10 protein-coding genes, 1 tRNA gene and 1 pseudogene are annotated in these 14,975 nt (G+C 41.4%); 3 read left to right on the top strand and 9 right to left on the bottom strand.

Going from position 1 to position 14,975, the window contains the following annotated elements:
* Positions 1-30: 30 nt before the first annotated feature.
* The 3 genes and pseudogenes from ACYVBM_RS05555 to ACYVBM_RS05545 form a co-directional block, all read right to left on the bottom strand.
* Complete coding sequence (locus ACYVBM_RS05555) at positions 31-1,614, bottom strand: hypothetical protein (RefSeq protein WP_460684632.1); 1,584 nt, start codon at positions 1,612-1,614, stop codon at positions 31-33.
* 134 nt (positions 1,615-1,748) lie between these two features.
* Positions 1,749-2,162, bottom strand: a pseudogene (locus ACYVBM_RS05550) (UvrD-helicase domain-containing protein); the annotation flags it as partial.
* A 150-nt stretch (positions 2,163-2,312) separates the two neighbouring features.
* Positions 2,313-3,620: an endonuclease Q family protein gene (locus ACYVBM_RS05545; protein ID WP_460684631.1), complete on the bottom strand. Its 1,308-nt coding sequence runs from the start codon at positions 3,618-3,620 to the stop codon at positions 2,313-2,315.
* A gap of 275 nt (positions 3,621-3,895) precedes the next feature.
* Here ACYVBM_RS05545 and ACYVBM_RS05540 point away from each other — a divergent pair.
* Positions 3,896-3,969 (top strand) — tRNA-Asp (locus ACYVBM_RS05540).
* Positions 3,970-4,077: 108 nt separating this feature from the next.
* On the opposite strand, the gene ACYVBM_RS05535 is transcribed toward ACYVBM_RS05540, so the two are convergent.
* Positions 4,078-5,019 carry an ISAon1 family transposase gene (locus ACYVBM_RS05535; protein WP_460684699.1) on the bottom strand — a complete coding sequence of 314 codons (942 nt, stop codon included), beginning with the start codon at positions 5,017-5,019 and terminating at the stop codon, positions 4,078-4,080.
* A gap of 22 nt (positions 5,020-5,041) precedes the next feature.
* On the bottom strand, positions 5,042-5,419 hold the full coding sequence (locus ACYVBM_RS05530; protein WP_460684630.1) for an ISAon1 family transposase N-terminal region protein: 378 nt from the start codon (positions 5,417-5,419) through the stop codon (positions 5,042-5,044).
* Positions 5,420-5,862: 443 nt separating this feature from the next.
* Here ACYVBM_RS05530 and ACYVBM_RS05525 point away from each other — a divergent pair, with 443 nt between their 5' ends.
* Positions 5,863-6,990, top strand: coding sequence for a thioredoxin-like domain-containing protein (locus ACYVBM_RS05525; RefSeq protein WP_460684629.1), 1,128 nt, complete (start codon positions 5,863-5,865; stop codon positions 6,988-6,990).
* A gap of 3 nt (positions 6,991-6,993) precedes the next feature.
* The gene (locus ACYVBM_RS05520) at positions 6,994-7,269 is read left to right on the top strand and encodes a hypothetical protein (protein ID WP_460684628.1); all 276 of its coding nucleotides are present in this window, start codon (positions 6,994-6,996) and stop codon (positions 7,267-7,269) included.
* 182 nt (positions 7,270-7,451) lie between these two features.
* On the opposite strand, the gene ACYVBM_RS05515 is transcribed toward ACYVBM_RS05520, so the two are convergent.
* The 4 genes from ACYVBM_RS05515 to ACYVBM_RS05500 form a co-directional block, all read right to left on the bottom strand.
* On the bottom strand, positions 7,452-8,771 hold the full coding sequence (locus ACYVBM_RS05515) for an efflux RND transporter periplasmic adaptor subunit (protein ID WP_460684627.1): 1,320 nt from the start codon (positions 8,769-8,771) through the stop codon (positions 7,452-7,454).
* Positions 8,772-8,782: 11 nt separating this feature from the next.
* A complete protein-coding gene (locus ACYVBM_RS05510) occupies positions 8,783-13,102 on the bottom strand; it encodes a CusA/CzcA family heavy metal efflux RND transporter (protein WP_460684626.1) in 4,320 nt (1,439 codons plus the stop codon).
* Between the two features lie 142 nt (positions 13,103-13,244).
* On the bottom strand, positions 13,245-13,559 hold the full coding sequence (locus tag ACYVBM_RS05505; RefSeq protein ID WP_460684625.1) for a DUF6660 family protein: 315 nt from the start codon (positions 13,557-13,559) through the stop codon (positions 13,245-13,247).
* A 161-nt stretch (positions 13,560-13,720) separates the two neighbouring features.
* Positions 13,721-14,848, bottom strand: coding sequence for a sialidase family protein (locus tag ACYVBM_RS05500; RefSeq protein ID WP_460684624.1), 1,128 nt, complete (start codon positions 14,846-14,848; stop codon positions 13,721-13,723).
* Positions 14,849-14,975: the final 127 nt, after the last annotated feature.

Below are 14,975 nucleotides of genomic sequence, written 5' to 3'. Positions count from 1 at the left end.
GCTTTTTATTTAAAGACAGTGTGTTGTCTATTACTCCCAGTTGATGCGTGAGCTGTAAGATCTCCGTAGCGGTACGGAGCCAAACTCCGCCCCGGCTTTTTTGAGTTCTTTAAAAAAGCTGATAAGGGTGGTATTGATCAGCAGCCGGTCTGCAGGATCGTTGGAGATAGCTTTGATGCCTGCCAGTTTCAGAAAGCTTTCCGCCATGGAAGCACCCGCGGCGTTCAGCGGCTGTTTATCCGGTCCGGACGGGTTGTTGAGAAACGCCGCCATCTCCTGCTCCGTTACCCGGAACTCAATGGTATGGGCCCGGTCCAGTACTTTTGGACTGAACATATTGGTGGTTTCGTCGATATTCACCGTGCCGATGATGAACAAATTGGATGGCCATTTGATGGCAGCAGGCACACCCGATCTTTTTTGAGCACTACCCGCATGCAGGGGAATGGCCTCCTGCGATTCCATCACGCTGAGGAAGTCCGCAAAGTAACGCTCCACATGGCTGAGGTTCATTTCATCCAGGATCAGGAAATAAGGCCGGGCGGGATGCGCATTGGCATTCAACAGCAGATCCAGCGCGCCATTGTCCGGCTTTACATAGTCCTGCGCGTCCAGTGCGTTGGGATAGCCCAGCAGTGGTTCCCGGTTCGTCCAGTCGGCCCCCACCGGCACCACGCTGGATTGCTGTGCGTCCTTACAGATCCATTGTACAAAAGCCTGTGCCAGCCTGGTCTTGCCAGAACCCGAAAGCCCGGTAAGGATGACGAAGGGTTTGGCCAACAGCGATCCTACAAACCGGGTGACCAGCGAAGGATGAAAGCTAAGCCCGGTGGCGTTGAGCGCTTCTATAAAAGCGGGTAGGCGGAACTCCTGTTTCGCGGTTGCGTTGGTGTTGGTAGGCATGTCCTCCTGCATTTCGTTATAAATATCAATAATGTCCAGCAAGTCCTCCTCAATTTCATCCCGGTTTAATGGGTTGTTGGTATTGTAAACCTTGTACACATAGGAGCTGCCATAGTTGCGGGGCCTGCCCAGGTGATTTTCAGCAAAATATTTGGAGATGCTGGTGGGGTTATGCAGCTTCCAGTTATTTTTTGGTTTGCCGGTATCCGTCTCGCCATAGGCCAGTATCAGCAGCCCCAGGTCCTTATAGAAAAAATAGGCCGGGAAAATAAATTCATTGACACTATTGGCCTGATTAAAAAAAGCGATCCGCGGCACTTTTGCTTTATTGGCACGCCCAAAGCCTACATGCACTTCCAGGTTGATAAAGTTTTTCTGGTAGCTGCTGTATTTGAGATCCTCTGTTTTTGTCTGCTCCAGGAAGCGCTTGAGCTCATCAAAATAACTGGGTACTTCTTCCCTCTTTTCCACCTGGAAACCCAGTTTATTTAGGTAGTCCACCGCCTGCCGGGCCGTGAAGCCATCCAGGGCCAGCGCCTGCCCGTTGGCGTATTGATTGGCGTTGCTGAGTACATATTTGGGCGGGTATTTGTTGCCATCTACCACCAGGTAATACTTGGTATAGAACCGCCTTGGAGGTATGGCAGAAGGGTTGATGTCCCGCACGGCTTTGAGGATGTCATTTTCGGTAATATTTAAGGGGATGGACATTAAGTTTTTATTCTTTTAATTCGACTCAACTATATATTATTCAATTAATTAAAAAAAAATTTCACCAGATGGCTTTGATTTTTAAAGATTTTTTACGGCGCTGTTGGGCAGTAGAGCAAGATAGGAAATAATTTCTATTTTCCTCCTATCACAGGGAAGAGGAGCATGCCTTCTTTAGTTTCTCTATCTGTTAAAAATTTAAAGCTGAAGTTCAGTTTTGATTTAACAACTTCATCTGGTCTGACTTTGATTGTTTTTTTTGTATTTGCACGATCTCGATCAGTGAGGCGGGGATTTCCTTCACGAATTCCGAAATGCTTTTTTCTTCTACTACAGTATAATTTTTCTTTGTGCGGCATGAGTAATGAACAGCATAAGGCAAAGCAAACGGAGTGAAATGTGCCTAATGTGATATCTCGCGATTTATGTCCAAGCATAACAGCAAGGCGATCTTTCATTGCATCAGCCGCCTTATTGGTGAAGGTAACCGTCAGCACCTCCTGTGGTTGCCCATTCTTTTGTTGGATACAATGAGCCATCCAACTGAGAAGAGTTTTAGTTTACCGGTTCCCGGACCTGCTGTGACCAGTACGGCACCTTGCGTTTCGCAGGCAGCCCGCTGTTCTGCATTAAGTGCAGATGGTCTGTTCTCTGCTGCAGCATCTGACTGTAAATATTTTTTCGCTATTATACGCTCTTTACTTTTTTCGCTTGGTGGTGGTGTTCACTCCCATGCCAAAAAAATGCAATTGCCCGGTAAGATGTGCCGGCTCTCCTTCTTTAAAAATTTTTATCACGCCATATTCCCCATCATAGCCTCCTTGCGGATTGACCTGCTGTGTGCGCATCCGCCTAATTGCTTCTGCCACTACCACGCCTGCCTTTTGCTCAATATCCTCCACAGGTGCCTGTTTCAGTAAAGTAAACTCGTTGCCGAACGAAGAAATGATTTGCTGAAAAGATTGTTGTACAGCCTTGCTGGAGGCCGAAACGTTTTTTATTTCAGCAATAATTTCCGGTAAAGGAATGATATAATCGAAATCCGCTGCATCTTCGGGCTTTTGGGGTTGCTCCCTGTCCGATAACTCATTAACACGATGCAGCACACCAATAGTAAGCGGCTGTCCACATTTAGGACAGATATTTTTATGCCGGATACTTTCTTCCGGTTCAAAGCATACATCACATTTACGATGACCATCCAGGTGATATTTTCCTTCTTCGGGAAAAAATTCATAGGTACCCAAAAATCCTTTTTTGTTTTTTAGCGCATCGAATAAAGCGTAATAGCTTTGTTCTGTGTCGAAAAGGTTGGCTTCCCTTCCCAGCTTCTGCGGAGAATGCGCATCGGAATTAGATACCAGTGTGTATTTATCTAATATACTTAGCCGCCAGTTCATTTCAGGATCAGAGGATAAGCCTGTTTCCAAAGCAAAAATGTGATTGGACAAATCGCGGAAACACTCCTGAACGCTGTCGTAACCAGACCTGGAGCCGAACATCGAAAACCAGGGTGTCCAGATATGTGCCGGGATCAAATGCGCATCGCCAGAGGTTTCCAAAACAATCTCCAGCAAATCGCGGGATGGTAATCCCAGGATAGGACGCCCGTCCGCATTCAGGTTCCCGATCTGCGCCAGCTTTGCATTGATGCGGGCAACAGTTTCAAAATCGGGCGCATACACGCAGTTGTGATTTTTTCGTACTTTATCACCATGCTTATAAATAGAGCTGATCTCGGAAGTAAGGCAGAAGCGCACGTCAATGTCTGTGCATTTAAAGCCGGGTACGTCCTTTGGCGGGTTTTTAAGGCGAAAGAAGCCTGTTCCGTCCGGTTCTAATTTTTCTCTTAATTCTTTAAACCAGAGCGGATGTGTAAAATCGCCCGTCCCTACCACATGAATGCCTTTGATACGCGCCCACTGGTAAAGCGTTTCGAGATTCAGATCTTTACTGGTAGCACGGGAATAATGCGAATGTAAATGAAGGTCGGCTATATAGAACATAGTGCTCAGGCTTTTGACCAAATTTAATTAAAACCGGGTAAGTAAACCGTGAAAGAATAGTATGCATACACCGATATGCCAATACCATTTACCAGTCCTGCATAGCAAGGGTATTATAAAATAACCCCGTGTAATAAGGGCATATCTGGTTTCTTCTTTTATGGCAACCGATTAAAATGCAGTGTATTTATAATGCAACTAAATAATTTTAAACTTTCTATGGATTTATTTGGCAGAAATAAAAAAGCCTGTATATTTGCACTCCCAATTTGAAAGGATCGGTAGTTCAGTTGGTTAGAATGCCGCCCTGTCACGGCGGAGGTCGCGGGTTCGAGTCCCGTCCGGTCCGCAAAAAAGGATCATCAGCAATGATGGTCCTTTTTGCTTTTTACCCCACTTTACTTTTAAGAGATCAGGTTTAAAAGGATCAAGTCAAAAAGTTGTGGAGTAAATAGATTTATGCATACAAGTTGGTTAATCTGAATAAGAAAAATTCAATGGATCTTACACCTCTGAACTGACTTCTAAAGGCTTTTATTTTAGCATTGAACGATTCGGCAGATGCATTGGTGGATCGATTATCAAAATAGTTTACAATAGTTTTATAGTGCAGCTGTATTGATCTTGATATGGTGTTAAAGGCTTTAAATCCTGCCTGCCGTACTTTTTCATGCCACTTAGCCAGCCTTGTTAAGCCATAAAGCTTATCGGTGGTTTTATCGTATACACTGCTCAATTCTGTCGTCAGATTATAAGCCTTTTGTAAATCAGGATATTGTTTGAACAGTAGCGTCGCTCTCTGACTTTGACTTGATGTCCAGTCCGCAGCTTTCTTGTATAATACATATCTGCTACGTGCCAACAGTTGCTTAAGTGTATCGCCATTTTCAAGAATTTCAGGTTTGAATGCTATACCTGTTTGCCTGGCCTTTTCGATCGCCTCGTTTTCTGTATCCAGGGCCTCCCATCTGTGTTTAATTCTCAGCTCCTGTAATGCTTCACTTGCCAGCTTCTGAACATGGAAACGATCTGTAACACGTACTGCTAATGGGAAGCAACGTTTAGCAATAAGTTCCATATTGCCAGCCATGTCTAATGTAATCTCTCTAACCTTAGTCCGCTGGCTTTCTGGTATTTTATTTACTATCTCTATTACTTTTTCAGCCCTGGTTCCTGCAATGATCGCTACAATACTGCCCTTACGTCCTTTGGCTGTTTTATTGGTTATAATCGTATAGAGTTCATCATGAGTTAAGCTGGTCTCATCAATTGATAACTGTTGTCCAACATTCTCTGGATAAAGCACCCACTGGCTGGCATGGGACCTTTGATTCCAGGTCTTAAAATCACTTAAAACTTCCTTGTATTGTCGATTGAGGTTACGGCCTTTAACGCCCAGAAAAGTTCCGGCAGTCTGAATATCAGTAGGGGCTGTATCGACTGATTTCTTTTAAAAAAGCGGCGAACTCGCTGGTTATGCGTGTCCCCGTAGCTACCATAGTCCAATCTCTGAAAATTACCTTACCCGATTGCTGGTCCAACCACCGTCGTCGTTTGATGTGTAAAAAAAAATGGTGACCGCGAATCGGAAAATCCTGAACTGTTATTGATGGAAAAAATCCTTTGGATAGTAGCTTGCCTGTATTGCTGTCTAAAGGAGAAGTATTAATCTCTTCCAGATCCAAATGATATACATCCTGCTCTTTACGAACTCCCTTTAAATCAAAATAAGCTAAAATATAATCGGGGAGTAGTAACTCTAACAAACCAATGTGACTGTCCTGTATCTTCTTATTCATCAGGACTCAAAACTAAATTTTTAATTCTACTCCACAACTTTTCGGCTTGATCCGTTTAAAATTGGGGGATTGGGGATCAGGTTCAAGCATAAATTTTAACTAATCTGAAAAGGAAGAAGTTGAAATAGGGCCTGATTTTCAAATTCAAATAACAGAACACAGTGAGAATCCTTACTACCTTTAAAACAGCTTAACAATTTAAAAAAGTAGACCTGATTTCAGGATACTCAAGTCGATTAAAATTGTTCAGGTTATGTCTCTTCCAATTAAGCTAATTTGTCGAAAAAACAAAGCGCTCACTGATGAAACTGCCCGGTTTACATTCAGTATCGCTGCAATGAAAATCATAAACCTTTGTTCGGCACAGAAGTTAGAATTCCTTTTCAATGTAGAATCTTTTAAATTGCTTGGTATTTTACGGAAGTCTTAAGTAGATATCGGGTATGAAAAAAGTTATAAGTTTTGTAGTTACTGTTTTCCTTATTGATGGTATTCTAAATGCACAGCAGCTGAAATATAGCATTTCCGGTACGATTGAAAATGGAGAGAATAAAGTATTGTTTTTGTCTCCGGACCGTAATATGCCAAATGATCAAAAAAGAACAATAGATAGTGTTATAATTAACTGTGATGGATTCTTTAAGCTAGAAGGCATTTTGCCGTATCCAGGAGTATACACACTGTTTTTAAAAACAGTAAAAGTAGCAAGGCCGTTCTTTCTAGATACAACTGCTACAATCATTAATGGCAATGCTTCAAATTTATTTGTTAGTAGCGTGAATGGTTCTAAGGAGAACGATATAATGGCGAGTTTTGGATTAAAGGATTACTATTATCAAAGTCTTATTTCTGAGAAATATGAAAAACTAAGAGAGTCCGCCAAAGTTCGAAATTGGACAGAAATAAACCTTTATAAAAAGCAGGCAGATTCTTTGACCTCAATTAGAGATGATTTGGCCAGGACATTTATTAGAGATAGCATTCACTCATATTATGCTTTAGAGCTAATTGACAGAATTAAATCCGGTTACATGGTTATAACATTTGAGGAGGCTGAAAACTATCTAAGTAAGATTTCAGAATATTATTATCAGAATCCAATTTATATTTCTTTAAAATCATTCTTACAATACCGTAAACAGATAGTAGTGGGGAACCAATTTCCTGTAATATCCGCCAACGATACAAACGCTATATTAAAAGAAGTATATCCGCTAATTCAATCTAAAAAATTCACCATTATTGATTTTTGGGCCAGTTGGTGTCAACCTTGCAGGGCAAATTCAAAAATGCTATTGCAGTTTTACCAGAAACACAAGAAGGATATTGAAATCATAAGCATCTCAGCTGACAATAGTGAGGTTGGCTGGAAGAAGGCTATTGTTGAAGATAATATGACATGGATAAATTTATCTGACCTGAAAGGCACAAATGATGGAATTATTAAAAAATTAGGTGTAAATGCTTATCCTAATTATGTGCTTATTGATACAAGCGGAAAGATTCTTCTAAATCAAACTGGAAACTATTCGTTAGACGTTTTACTTAAATACATAAAAGAGCATCTATAATTTATGGATGGGCCAATCCCAACCTTTATTGTAAATAAAAAGGAACGAAAAGACAGATTTACTTTTATTACTAACCAATTCAAGGACAAAATAGAGTTTAAGATACAAATTGTTAACCCTATTACACGTGAAGTAGGTGCAGTAAGTTTATACATTGAATTTGTGCCTCACCATTTGAAAAATGTTGCGGATATAACAGTTACTCAATTTCTATCAAGTATTACACCATTTTTTGACCAAATGCAAGTGGTAGGATATTCTAATATTTTTACAGGATAAGCAATTGGGAGTATTCTAAGTGAATTTCTTCAGAAGAGGAATGAATTTTGGACACTATTCTTTAAAGCTTCTAATGAAATCAGCAGTGCGCAAACTTAAAAAAGTATCAAAGATTTTTATTTCAACGGGCAGGATGTATTTTGAGTCGTTCAGCCTTTAAGCTCATTTACAATAGTTTTATTTTAATGCTCGTGACCGCCTGTATTGGACAATTTTGCATTTATGAAGAATGCTCCCTTGGTTACTACCTTAGCCTTGTCAGGTACTTCATCCACAAAAGTGATAGCTGTATATCCTAAATCAGACACGCCTTTAATTATTTCGATCTTCTCAAAATGCATCACCTTTTCCCGCTCCTTGACGTACTGTCCTGTTTTCTTTTCATCTTTATATTCAGCTCCGTTTTTATCATTTGCATGATCATTATGGCCGGGTGCTTTTTCACGTTCAGCCGGGTGCATCTTATTTGTCTGGATAAAAATGTAATACTTCCCATCCGCTTCTACAATCGCATCACTGGGTACAGCCGGCGATGTTATATTATCAAGGCTTACCAGACCGGTTACGTTCATTCCATCAATTAACCCCGCTTTGTTTCCGGTAACAGCACAATGAACTGCTATGGTTTTGCTTTCGTTTTCAAAGGTAGACCCAATACTGAATACTTTGGCATCGTATTCTCTTACCGGATTGTTGGTAATAGTAAAGTGAATAACCTGTCCTACTTTCATTTTAGGCAGATCTTTTTCAAACACCTGCAAATCCAGGTGTAATGAGCTATTATCTACCACTTCAATTACGGGAGACGAAACGTCTACATAGCTGCCAATTTTTGTGAATACATTACTTACGGTACCGCTAACCGGGCTTTTAACTGCCAGCGCAGTGCGCATATTGGAATTAGTGATGCTGCCAGGATGGAAGCCCATCATCTGTAATTGCCGATACAGAGATGCCCTGCGGGTGCGTAACGCACTGAGTTCAGCTATAGCAGACTGCAGATTTCTTTTAGCGCCTGCATTACCTTCGTTTAGCTCCTGCTGACGCTGAAGCTCCTGATCGGCAAACATAATTTTACTATTAACAGAAAGATACTCTTCCTGCATTTGTATGAACTGAGGGTTTACAATAGTAGCTACTACCTGGCCTTTGCGGACATAGTCGCCTATCTCTACATTCATCTTTTGTATTACGCCTCCATATAAAGAAGTGGCATTCCCCTTATTATTGTTAGGTACTTTTAATATTCCGTTCACCCTTATGGCATCTGTAAGCTCTTTTCTTTGAATTACTCCCAACTCCAAACCAATTGCTTTCATTTGCTCTCCGGTAAGGGCAGCAACCACCCGTGTATCTTCAGAGTGCTCTTCCGTGGAAGCCTTGCCTTTCCGGCTTTCGCTATCATCATGCGCATGGCTGTCAATTTCTGTATGCCTGTCTACACAACTATTAAATAGTACCGTTATAGTAATTAAAAAAAGGATATTGATTATTATCTTCATTTTATGTCTTCTTATTGATTGTTAAAATAATGATATTGAATTACCGACTGGTTATACTGATTGAGTATATCCAAATAGTTTTGTCTGATAGTTATGGCCTGGCTTAAGAACTGGCTTAATCCTGCAAAGTTTATTTCCCCGGTTTTATAGCTGAGCAGCGCAGCGCTGATAATTTCTTCTGACTGTCTCAGTCCTGTTGTTTCGTAAAAGTTCAGGAGCGACAGATTTTTTTCAAGAGATGTTACAGACACTGCTTTTTGAGTTTTCAGCAACTGTGTTTGATACGTCAGCATTGTCTCCTGCACATTCTTTTCCGCGGTTGCTGCTTTTATTTTACTGCGATAAGCATTCACACCAAATAAAGGAAAAGCTGCAGTGACCGAAAAGCCGGTAAGCGGGTTCTTTGCGCCCCAAAGTGCTTGACTGAATACTCTGCCGGAAAACTCTGGTTTATTCGTATTTTTTTGAACCGATATATTGGAGGAGGCTATGTTTACATTTTGTTGCTGAAGCCCCAACAACGGATGTATATTGCCGGCTGCGGGTTCGGCGATCTTTAGTTTTTCTAAAGCACCTTCAACAGGAAGTATCCATTCATCCTGATTTAGCAATATCATTAGCTGCTGCTGCTGTGCCAACATATCCTTTTTATTTTGCTCCAATACAGCATGCAATTCCTGTAGTTTGGCACCAGCCGCTATTTGATCCAGCTTTGCTACATCTCCGGTTTTTACCCGTAATTCCGTAGTATTGAATAACACGGTATAAATGCTATCTAATTTTTGTAATAACGAATGCTTATCCTGCAAATACCACAGCTGATAATAGGCCATCCTTACATCTCGTTTGAGTGTAGTATTCAGCATATCGGCATTGAGCTCTTCATACTTTAACTGCTCTTTCAGGTAGTTTCTCCGGGCAGTGTACAATCCCGGCCATGCAATGTTTTGCGACAAACCGATTTTAAGAATACCTGCCCTGTCTGCCGGACTCAGATCCTCGTTTTCGGCAAACACACCGGTTTTAGGTATCTCTCCGGCTGTTTTTATATTTATCGCAGCACGCTGAACTTCAGCCTCGTTAACAGCATATTGTAAATTATTTTTTAAGGCGATAGCCAGAGCGGCATCTATAGTTATTCTTTCCTGTGCCTGTGTTACAGATATTATGCTTAAGCAAAAAAATAACCCGGAAATAATGAGTTTCATACGTCCCCTTCTTTTAAAATTAATTTTTGAATTGAAAATGATGTAAAGAATTGGCAATACAAAAAGCGTAAGGAAAGTGGCTGTTACCAATCCTCCAATAACAACCGTTGCCAAAGGTTTTTGAACCTCTGCCCCCGCACCGGTGCTTATTGCCATTGGCAAAAATCCTAAGGATGCTACTGCAGCAGTCATCAATACAGGACGTAACCTTATTTTTGTTCCCTCCATTACCCGTTTCAGGATGCTGGAAACACCCTCTTTTTCTAATTGGTTAAAGGTTCCAATTAATACGATGCCATTTAGCACAGCCACGCCAAACAGGGCAATAAATCCTACACCTGCGCTAATGCTGAAAGGCATATCCCGTAGAATCAATGCAAATACTCCACCTATTGCACTCATAGGAATAGCCGTAAAAATTAATGCGGCCTGCTTTACAGAATGAAATGTAAAATAGAGCAGCACAAAAATCAGCAATAACGAAACAGGAACAGCTATCATTAACCGGTTAGTTGCTGCGCGCAGGTTTTCAAACTGGCCGCCATAAGTGAAATAATATCCTGCAGGCAATTTTACTTTTTGTTCCAGCTGTTGCCGGATGTCCTCTACCACACTTTGCACATCTCTGCCCGATACATTAAAGCCTATAACGATCCTGCGCTTGCTCTCCTCTCGGCTTATTTGAGCCGGACCCAGCTTGTAGCTAACATCAGCAACCTGTGATAAAGGAACTTGAATATCTGTATTAACAGGAATCATGAGATTACGTACATCATCTATATCGGACCGATGGGTACTGTCTAAACGTACCACTAAATCAAACCTCCTTTCATTTTCAAATATCTGTCCGGCTGATTTTCCAGCAAAAGCAGTGCTTAATACATTGTTCACTTCTTCTACATTCAACCCGTAGTTTGCCAAACGGGTACGATCGTAGACTACATTAATTTGAGGTAAGCCGCTTACACGTTCTATTTGCGGACCAGTAGTACCGTTCACATCCTGAATAACCTTGCCTGCCTTTTCTGCATACAAGGCAAGCGTATCCATATTTTCACCAAAAATTTTCACAGCCACATCTTGTCTGATACCGGTCATCAACTCATTGAAGCGCATTTGTATGGGTTGATTTTCTTCGAAGAACACACCGGGGATACGCTCCAGCTCCTTCATCATTGCTCCAGATAATTCATCGTAAGACCTGCCGGACCGCCAGTCTTTTACCGGCTTCAGAACAATAATCAAATCGGTAGCTTCAGGTGGCATAGGATCGGTAGGCACTTCAGCAGATCCTGTTTTACCCACCACCATTTTGACCTCATCAAACTGCCTGATGATACGGGATGCCTGCATTGACGTTTCAATACTCTGACTAAGCGAACTCCCCTGCGGCAGTATACAGTGAAAAGCAAAATCTCCTTCCTGCAATTGAGGAATAAACTCTCCGCCCATATTCCTGAACAGCAAAAGGCAAAACACAAATAAAATTATTGTTACCCCTACTAACCAATATTTTATTTCAATAGCTTTTTGCAACAATGGCTGATAGAGCCTTTGCAGTTTTGTCATGAGCCTGTCTGAAAAAGTTTCCCTATGTTGTATTTTTTTAGACAAAAACAACGTACACATTACAGGGATGTAAGTAAGTGATAAAATCAAAGCGCCCAATATAGCAAAGCCTACCGTTTTAGCCATAGGGGTGAACATTTTACCTTCAATACCTGCCAGCGTAAGTACAGGAATATATACAATCAGGATGATAACTTCACCAAAAGCGGCACTGTTCCGTATTTTGGAAGCTGACTGAAATACTTCATGGTCCATTTCTGCCTGAGTAAGTTTATTTACAGATTTACGCAAACCTAAATGATGTAAGGTAGCTTCTACTATAATCACTGCTCCATCTACTATCAAGCCAAAGTCAATAGCACCGAGGCTCATCAGGTTCGCACTCACGCCAAAAACGTTCATCATACCTAAAGCAAACAACAGGGATAAAGGGATAGCAGATGCCACAATCAACCCAGCACGCAGGTTCCCAAGAAAAATAACCAAAACAAAAATCACGATTAATGCTCCTTCAATCAGGTTCTTTTCAACTGTATGGATGGCTCTGTCTACGAGATTGGTCCTGTCGAGAAAAGGCTCAATAATGACATCTTCAGGTAATGATTTTTGAATGGTCGGAATTTTATTTTTTATTCGGGTTACGACTTCGTTGCTGTTAGCGCCCTTGAGCATCATCACAACGCCACCTACAGCATCCACTTCTCCGTTATAGGTCATTGCTCCATAACGTATAGCATGCCCCAGCCGCACCTCTGCCACATCCTTAATAAAAACAGGAACAGTACCGGTGTTGTTTTTGACTGCTATATTTTTTATATCCTCCAAGGAGGTTGCCAAACCAATACCACGAATAAAATAGGCGTTGGGCTTTTTATCAATATAAGCGCCGCCCGTATTCTGATTATTCTTTTCAAGAATATTGAAAATATCGGTAATACTCACACCCATTGCTTTGAGCCGATTGGGATTAACGGCCACTTCGTACTGCTTCAGTTCTCCTCCAAAGCTGTTTACTTCAGCAATCCCGGGAGTACCATATAACTGACGGGCTACGATCCAATCCTGCATCGTGCGCAGGTCTTTAGCATTATATTTTTGCTCGCTTCCTTTTTTAGGGTGAAGGATGTATTGATATACTTCTCCCAGGCCGGTACTCACAGGGGCCAGCTCGGGTGTGCCTATCCCTTTAGGAATTTTTTCTTCGGCCTCTTTAAGCCTTTCGTTGATGAGCTGGCGGGCAAAATAGATATCTACCTTTTCTTTAAAAACGACTGTAATCACCGAAAGGCCAAATCGCGATATACTACGCGTTTCTTCAAGATCGGGAATATTAGCGATGCTTTGCTCTATAGGAAAAGTGACCAACTGCTCCACTTCCTGTCCTGCTAAAGTAGGGCAAACGGTAATGATTTGTACCTGGTTATTAGTAATATCAGGAACTGCATCAATAGGTAAACGGGAAGCACTCCAAACGCCCCATACCATTAGCAGTAAAGTCAGAACACAAATAACCAGTTTATTTTTGATACTGAATTTTATGATGAGATCTAACACTATACACAGAATTAATACTTAACAATAATGAATGGGATCATCCATCTCGGCTTACAATAAAACAAGCTACAGGTGCTGCATAACATTACAACAGCCCTGAAATAACAGAACAATTGAACACACACCGGCTAGCTATAAAAGATCAGGTATTGGTTTTTGGCGGTTGCCAGATATTGTTAATAAAGAGAAATGAAAAAGTACTTTTGCAGATTTGATGTTTTCTTATAAAAAAAACAGGTTTGGCAGAAGAAAATGCCTGTTGAAACGTTATAAAAACAGAGCAGCAGGAGCAAACACATATTGGTGTACAATGATCATTTTCATGCTCATGGCTATTGGCAGTACTTGTATTTAAAGCTTTGATTTCGGCATTCATAACATATTCATCCCGATCTGCACACGGCATGCAGGATAAGGTAAAAAGATAGACCGTCATTATAAATGCAAAAAACCTCACATTGCGAAACTAAAGGATTTATAAAAAGGTTTCAAAATTATTACTGTAACTATATTGCAAAATAGTTAAATCATCCTATAGCTATTTAACAGCTACTCAATGATTCCTTATGGATTATTTTAGCTGCATCATCAATTCCATCACTACATTTAAGCAGGCTGTTAATCATCGGTAATCATCCCTTTTTTAGCTAGGGACTTTCCCGGCCATTTTTTATTTTTTATCCTGCTTAACTTCAATTTGGCAGGATCGATTTTTACATATTTGATCTTCTCCCGTCTCCAGGTGTATACGATATGTATCATTCCATCCCTGCTTTGTATAACGGAAGGGTAAGAATACTGGCTAACAGGTGAATCTTCCAGCACCAGCGCTGCATACCATTTTTTACCATCTTTAGAAACGGCGACGTTTAAAGGCGTTCGCGGTCCTTTGCCTTTTACCCAACTGCTGTCAGGCAGTACATGGTTATATACCAACAGGTGCCGCCCGTCTTTTAAACTTACGGCATCCGTTCCGGAATTATTATTAGGCAGATCCAGCGCTGTTATTTCACTCCACGTTTTACCACCATCTCTGCTCCAGCTTTGAAAAATGACCATATTTCGGGTACGGCCCAGCGCCTGTAGATCGCCATTCCGGTGCTTTAAAACAGAAGGCTGGATGGCTGAAAACTTTTTACCGTCATTGACAGGTCCGGATTTCGTCCAGGTTTTGCCCCAGTCTTTTGTATATTCAAAATGCACTTTCCAGCCATTCTTTTCTGTGCTCGATGGGCAAATCAATACCTCATTTATCAGTTCCGGCTTATTTTTGATCGGTCCCAGGTAGCCATCCGGCAGGGCCTCACGCTCGCTCCAGGTGTGCCCGTTGTCTTTCGAACGCTTCAGCCAGCCTGTCCAGCCGGCCACATTGGGTCCTATCTTATAAAACAGGATCAGCTCTCCGTTGGGTACCTGATATAAAACCGGGTTATAACAGGCATATCGTAAAGTATCGTTCAGCACACCATCGGCAACCATTACCGGGACAGTCCACTTTCCCTCTTTAAGATGGCTTGTCCAGATGCACACATCTCTATTGCCTTCCTTCGTTCCGCCAAACCAGGCAGCAATCAGTCCTTCCTCTGTTTCTGCAATGGTAGCAGAATGAGCCTGAGGAAAAGGTGCGTGCGCATAAATAAACTCATCTGCCAGAATTCCCTGTTTCCACCGTTGATTTTGTGCCTTTACTGCCACAACAGGCAATGTTATGTAAAGAAGTAAATACAGATAAATATTTTTTTTCATTCCTATATTTTTTACCTAATCCTGCATTCTTACAGGCTTTTGGGTTAAAACAGGTTAGTGAAATCAATCCGGAGCTGGCAGTATGAGTTCCGAAAACCAGCAATAATCATAATTTTCCTGTTATTGT

The sequence above is a fragment of the Niabella aquatica genome (assembly GCF_054779315.1).
This window is presented reverse-complemented; position numbering and strand designations above follow the sequence as displayed.

What these genes read in the sequence shown, in the direction of transcription:
- ACYVBM_RS05555 (WP_460684632.1), bottom strand. Translation starts at nt 1,614, where the DNA reads ATGTCCATCCCCTTAAATATTACCGAAAATGACATCCTCAAAGCCGTG.
- ACYVBM_RS05545 (WP_460684631.1), bottom strand. Translation starts at nt 3,620, where the DNA reads ATGTTCTATATAGCCGACCTTCATTTACATTCGCATTATTCCCGTGCT.
- ACYVBM_RS05530 (WP_460684630.1), bottom strand. Translation starts at nt 5,419, where the DNA reads ATGAATAAGAAGATACAGGACAGTCACATTGGTTTGTTAGAGTTACTA.
- ACYVBM_RS05525 (WP_460684629.1), top strand. Translation starts at nt 5,863, where the DNA reads ATGAAAAAAGTTATAAGTTTTGTAGTTACTGTTTTCCTTATTGATGGT.
- ACYVBM_RS05520 (WP_460684628.1), top strand. Translation starts at nt 6,994, where the DNA reads ATGGATGGGCCAATCCCAACCTTTATTGTAAATAAAAAGGAACGAAAA.
- ACYVBM_RS05515 (WP_460684627.1), bottom strand. Translation starts at nt 8,771, where the DNA reads ATGAAGATAATAATCAATATCCTTTTTTTAATTACTATAACGGTACTA.
- ACYVBM_RS05500 (WP_460684624.1), bottom strand. Translation starts at nt 14,848, where the DNA reads ATGAAAAAAAATATTTATCTGTATTTACTTCTTTACATAACATTGCCT.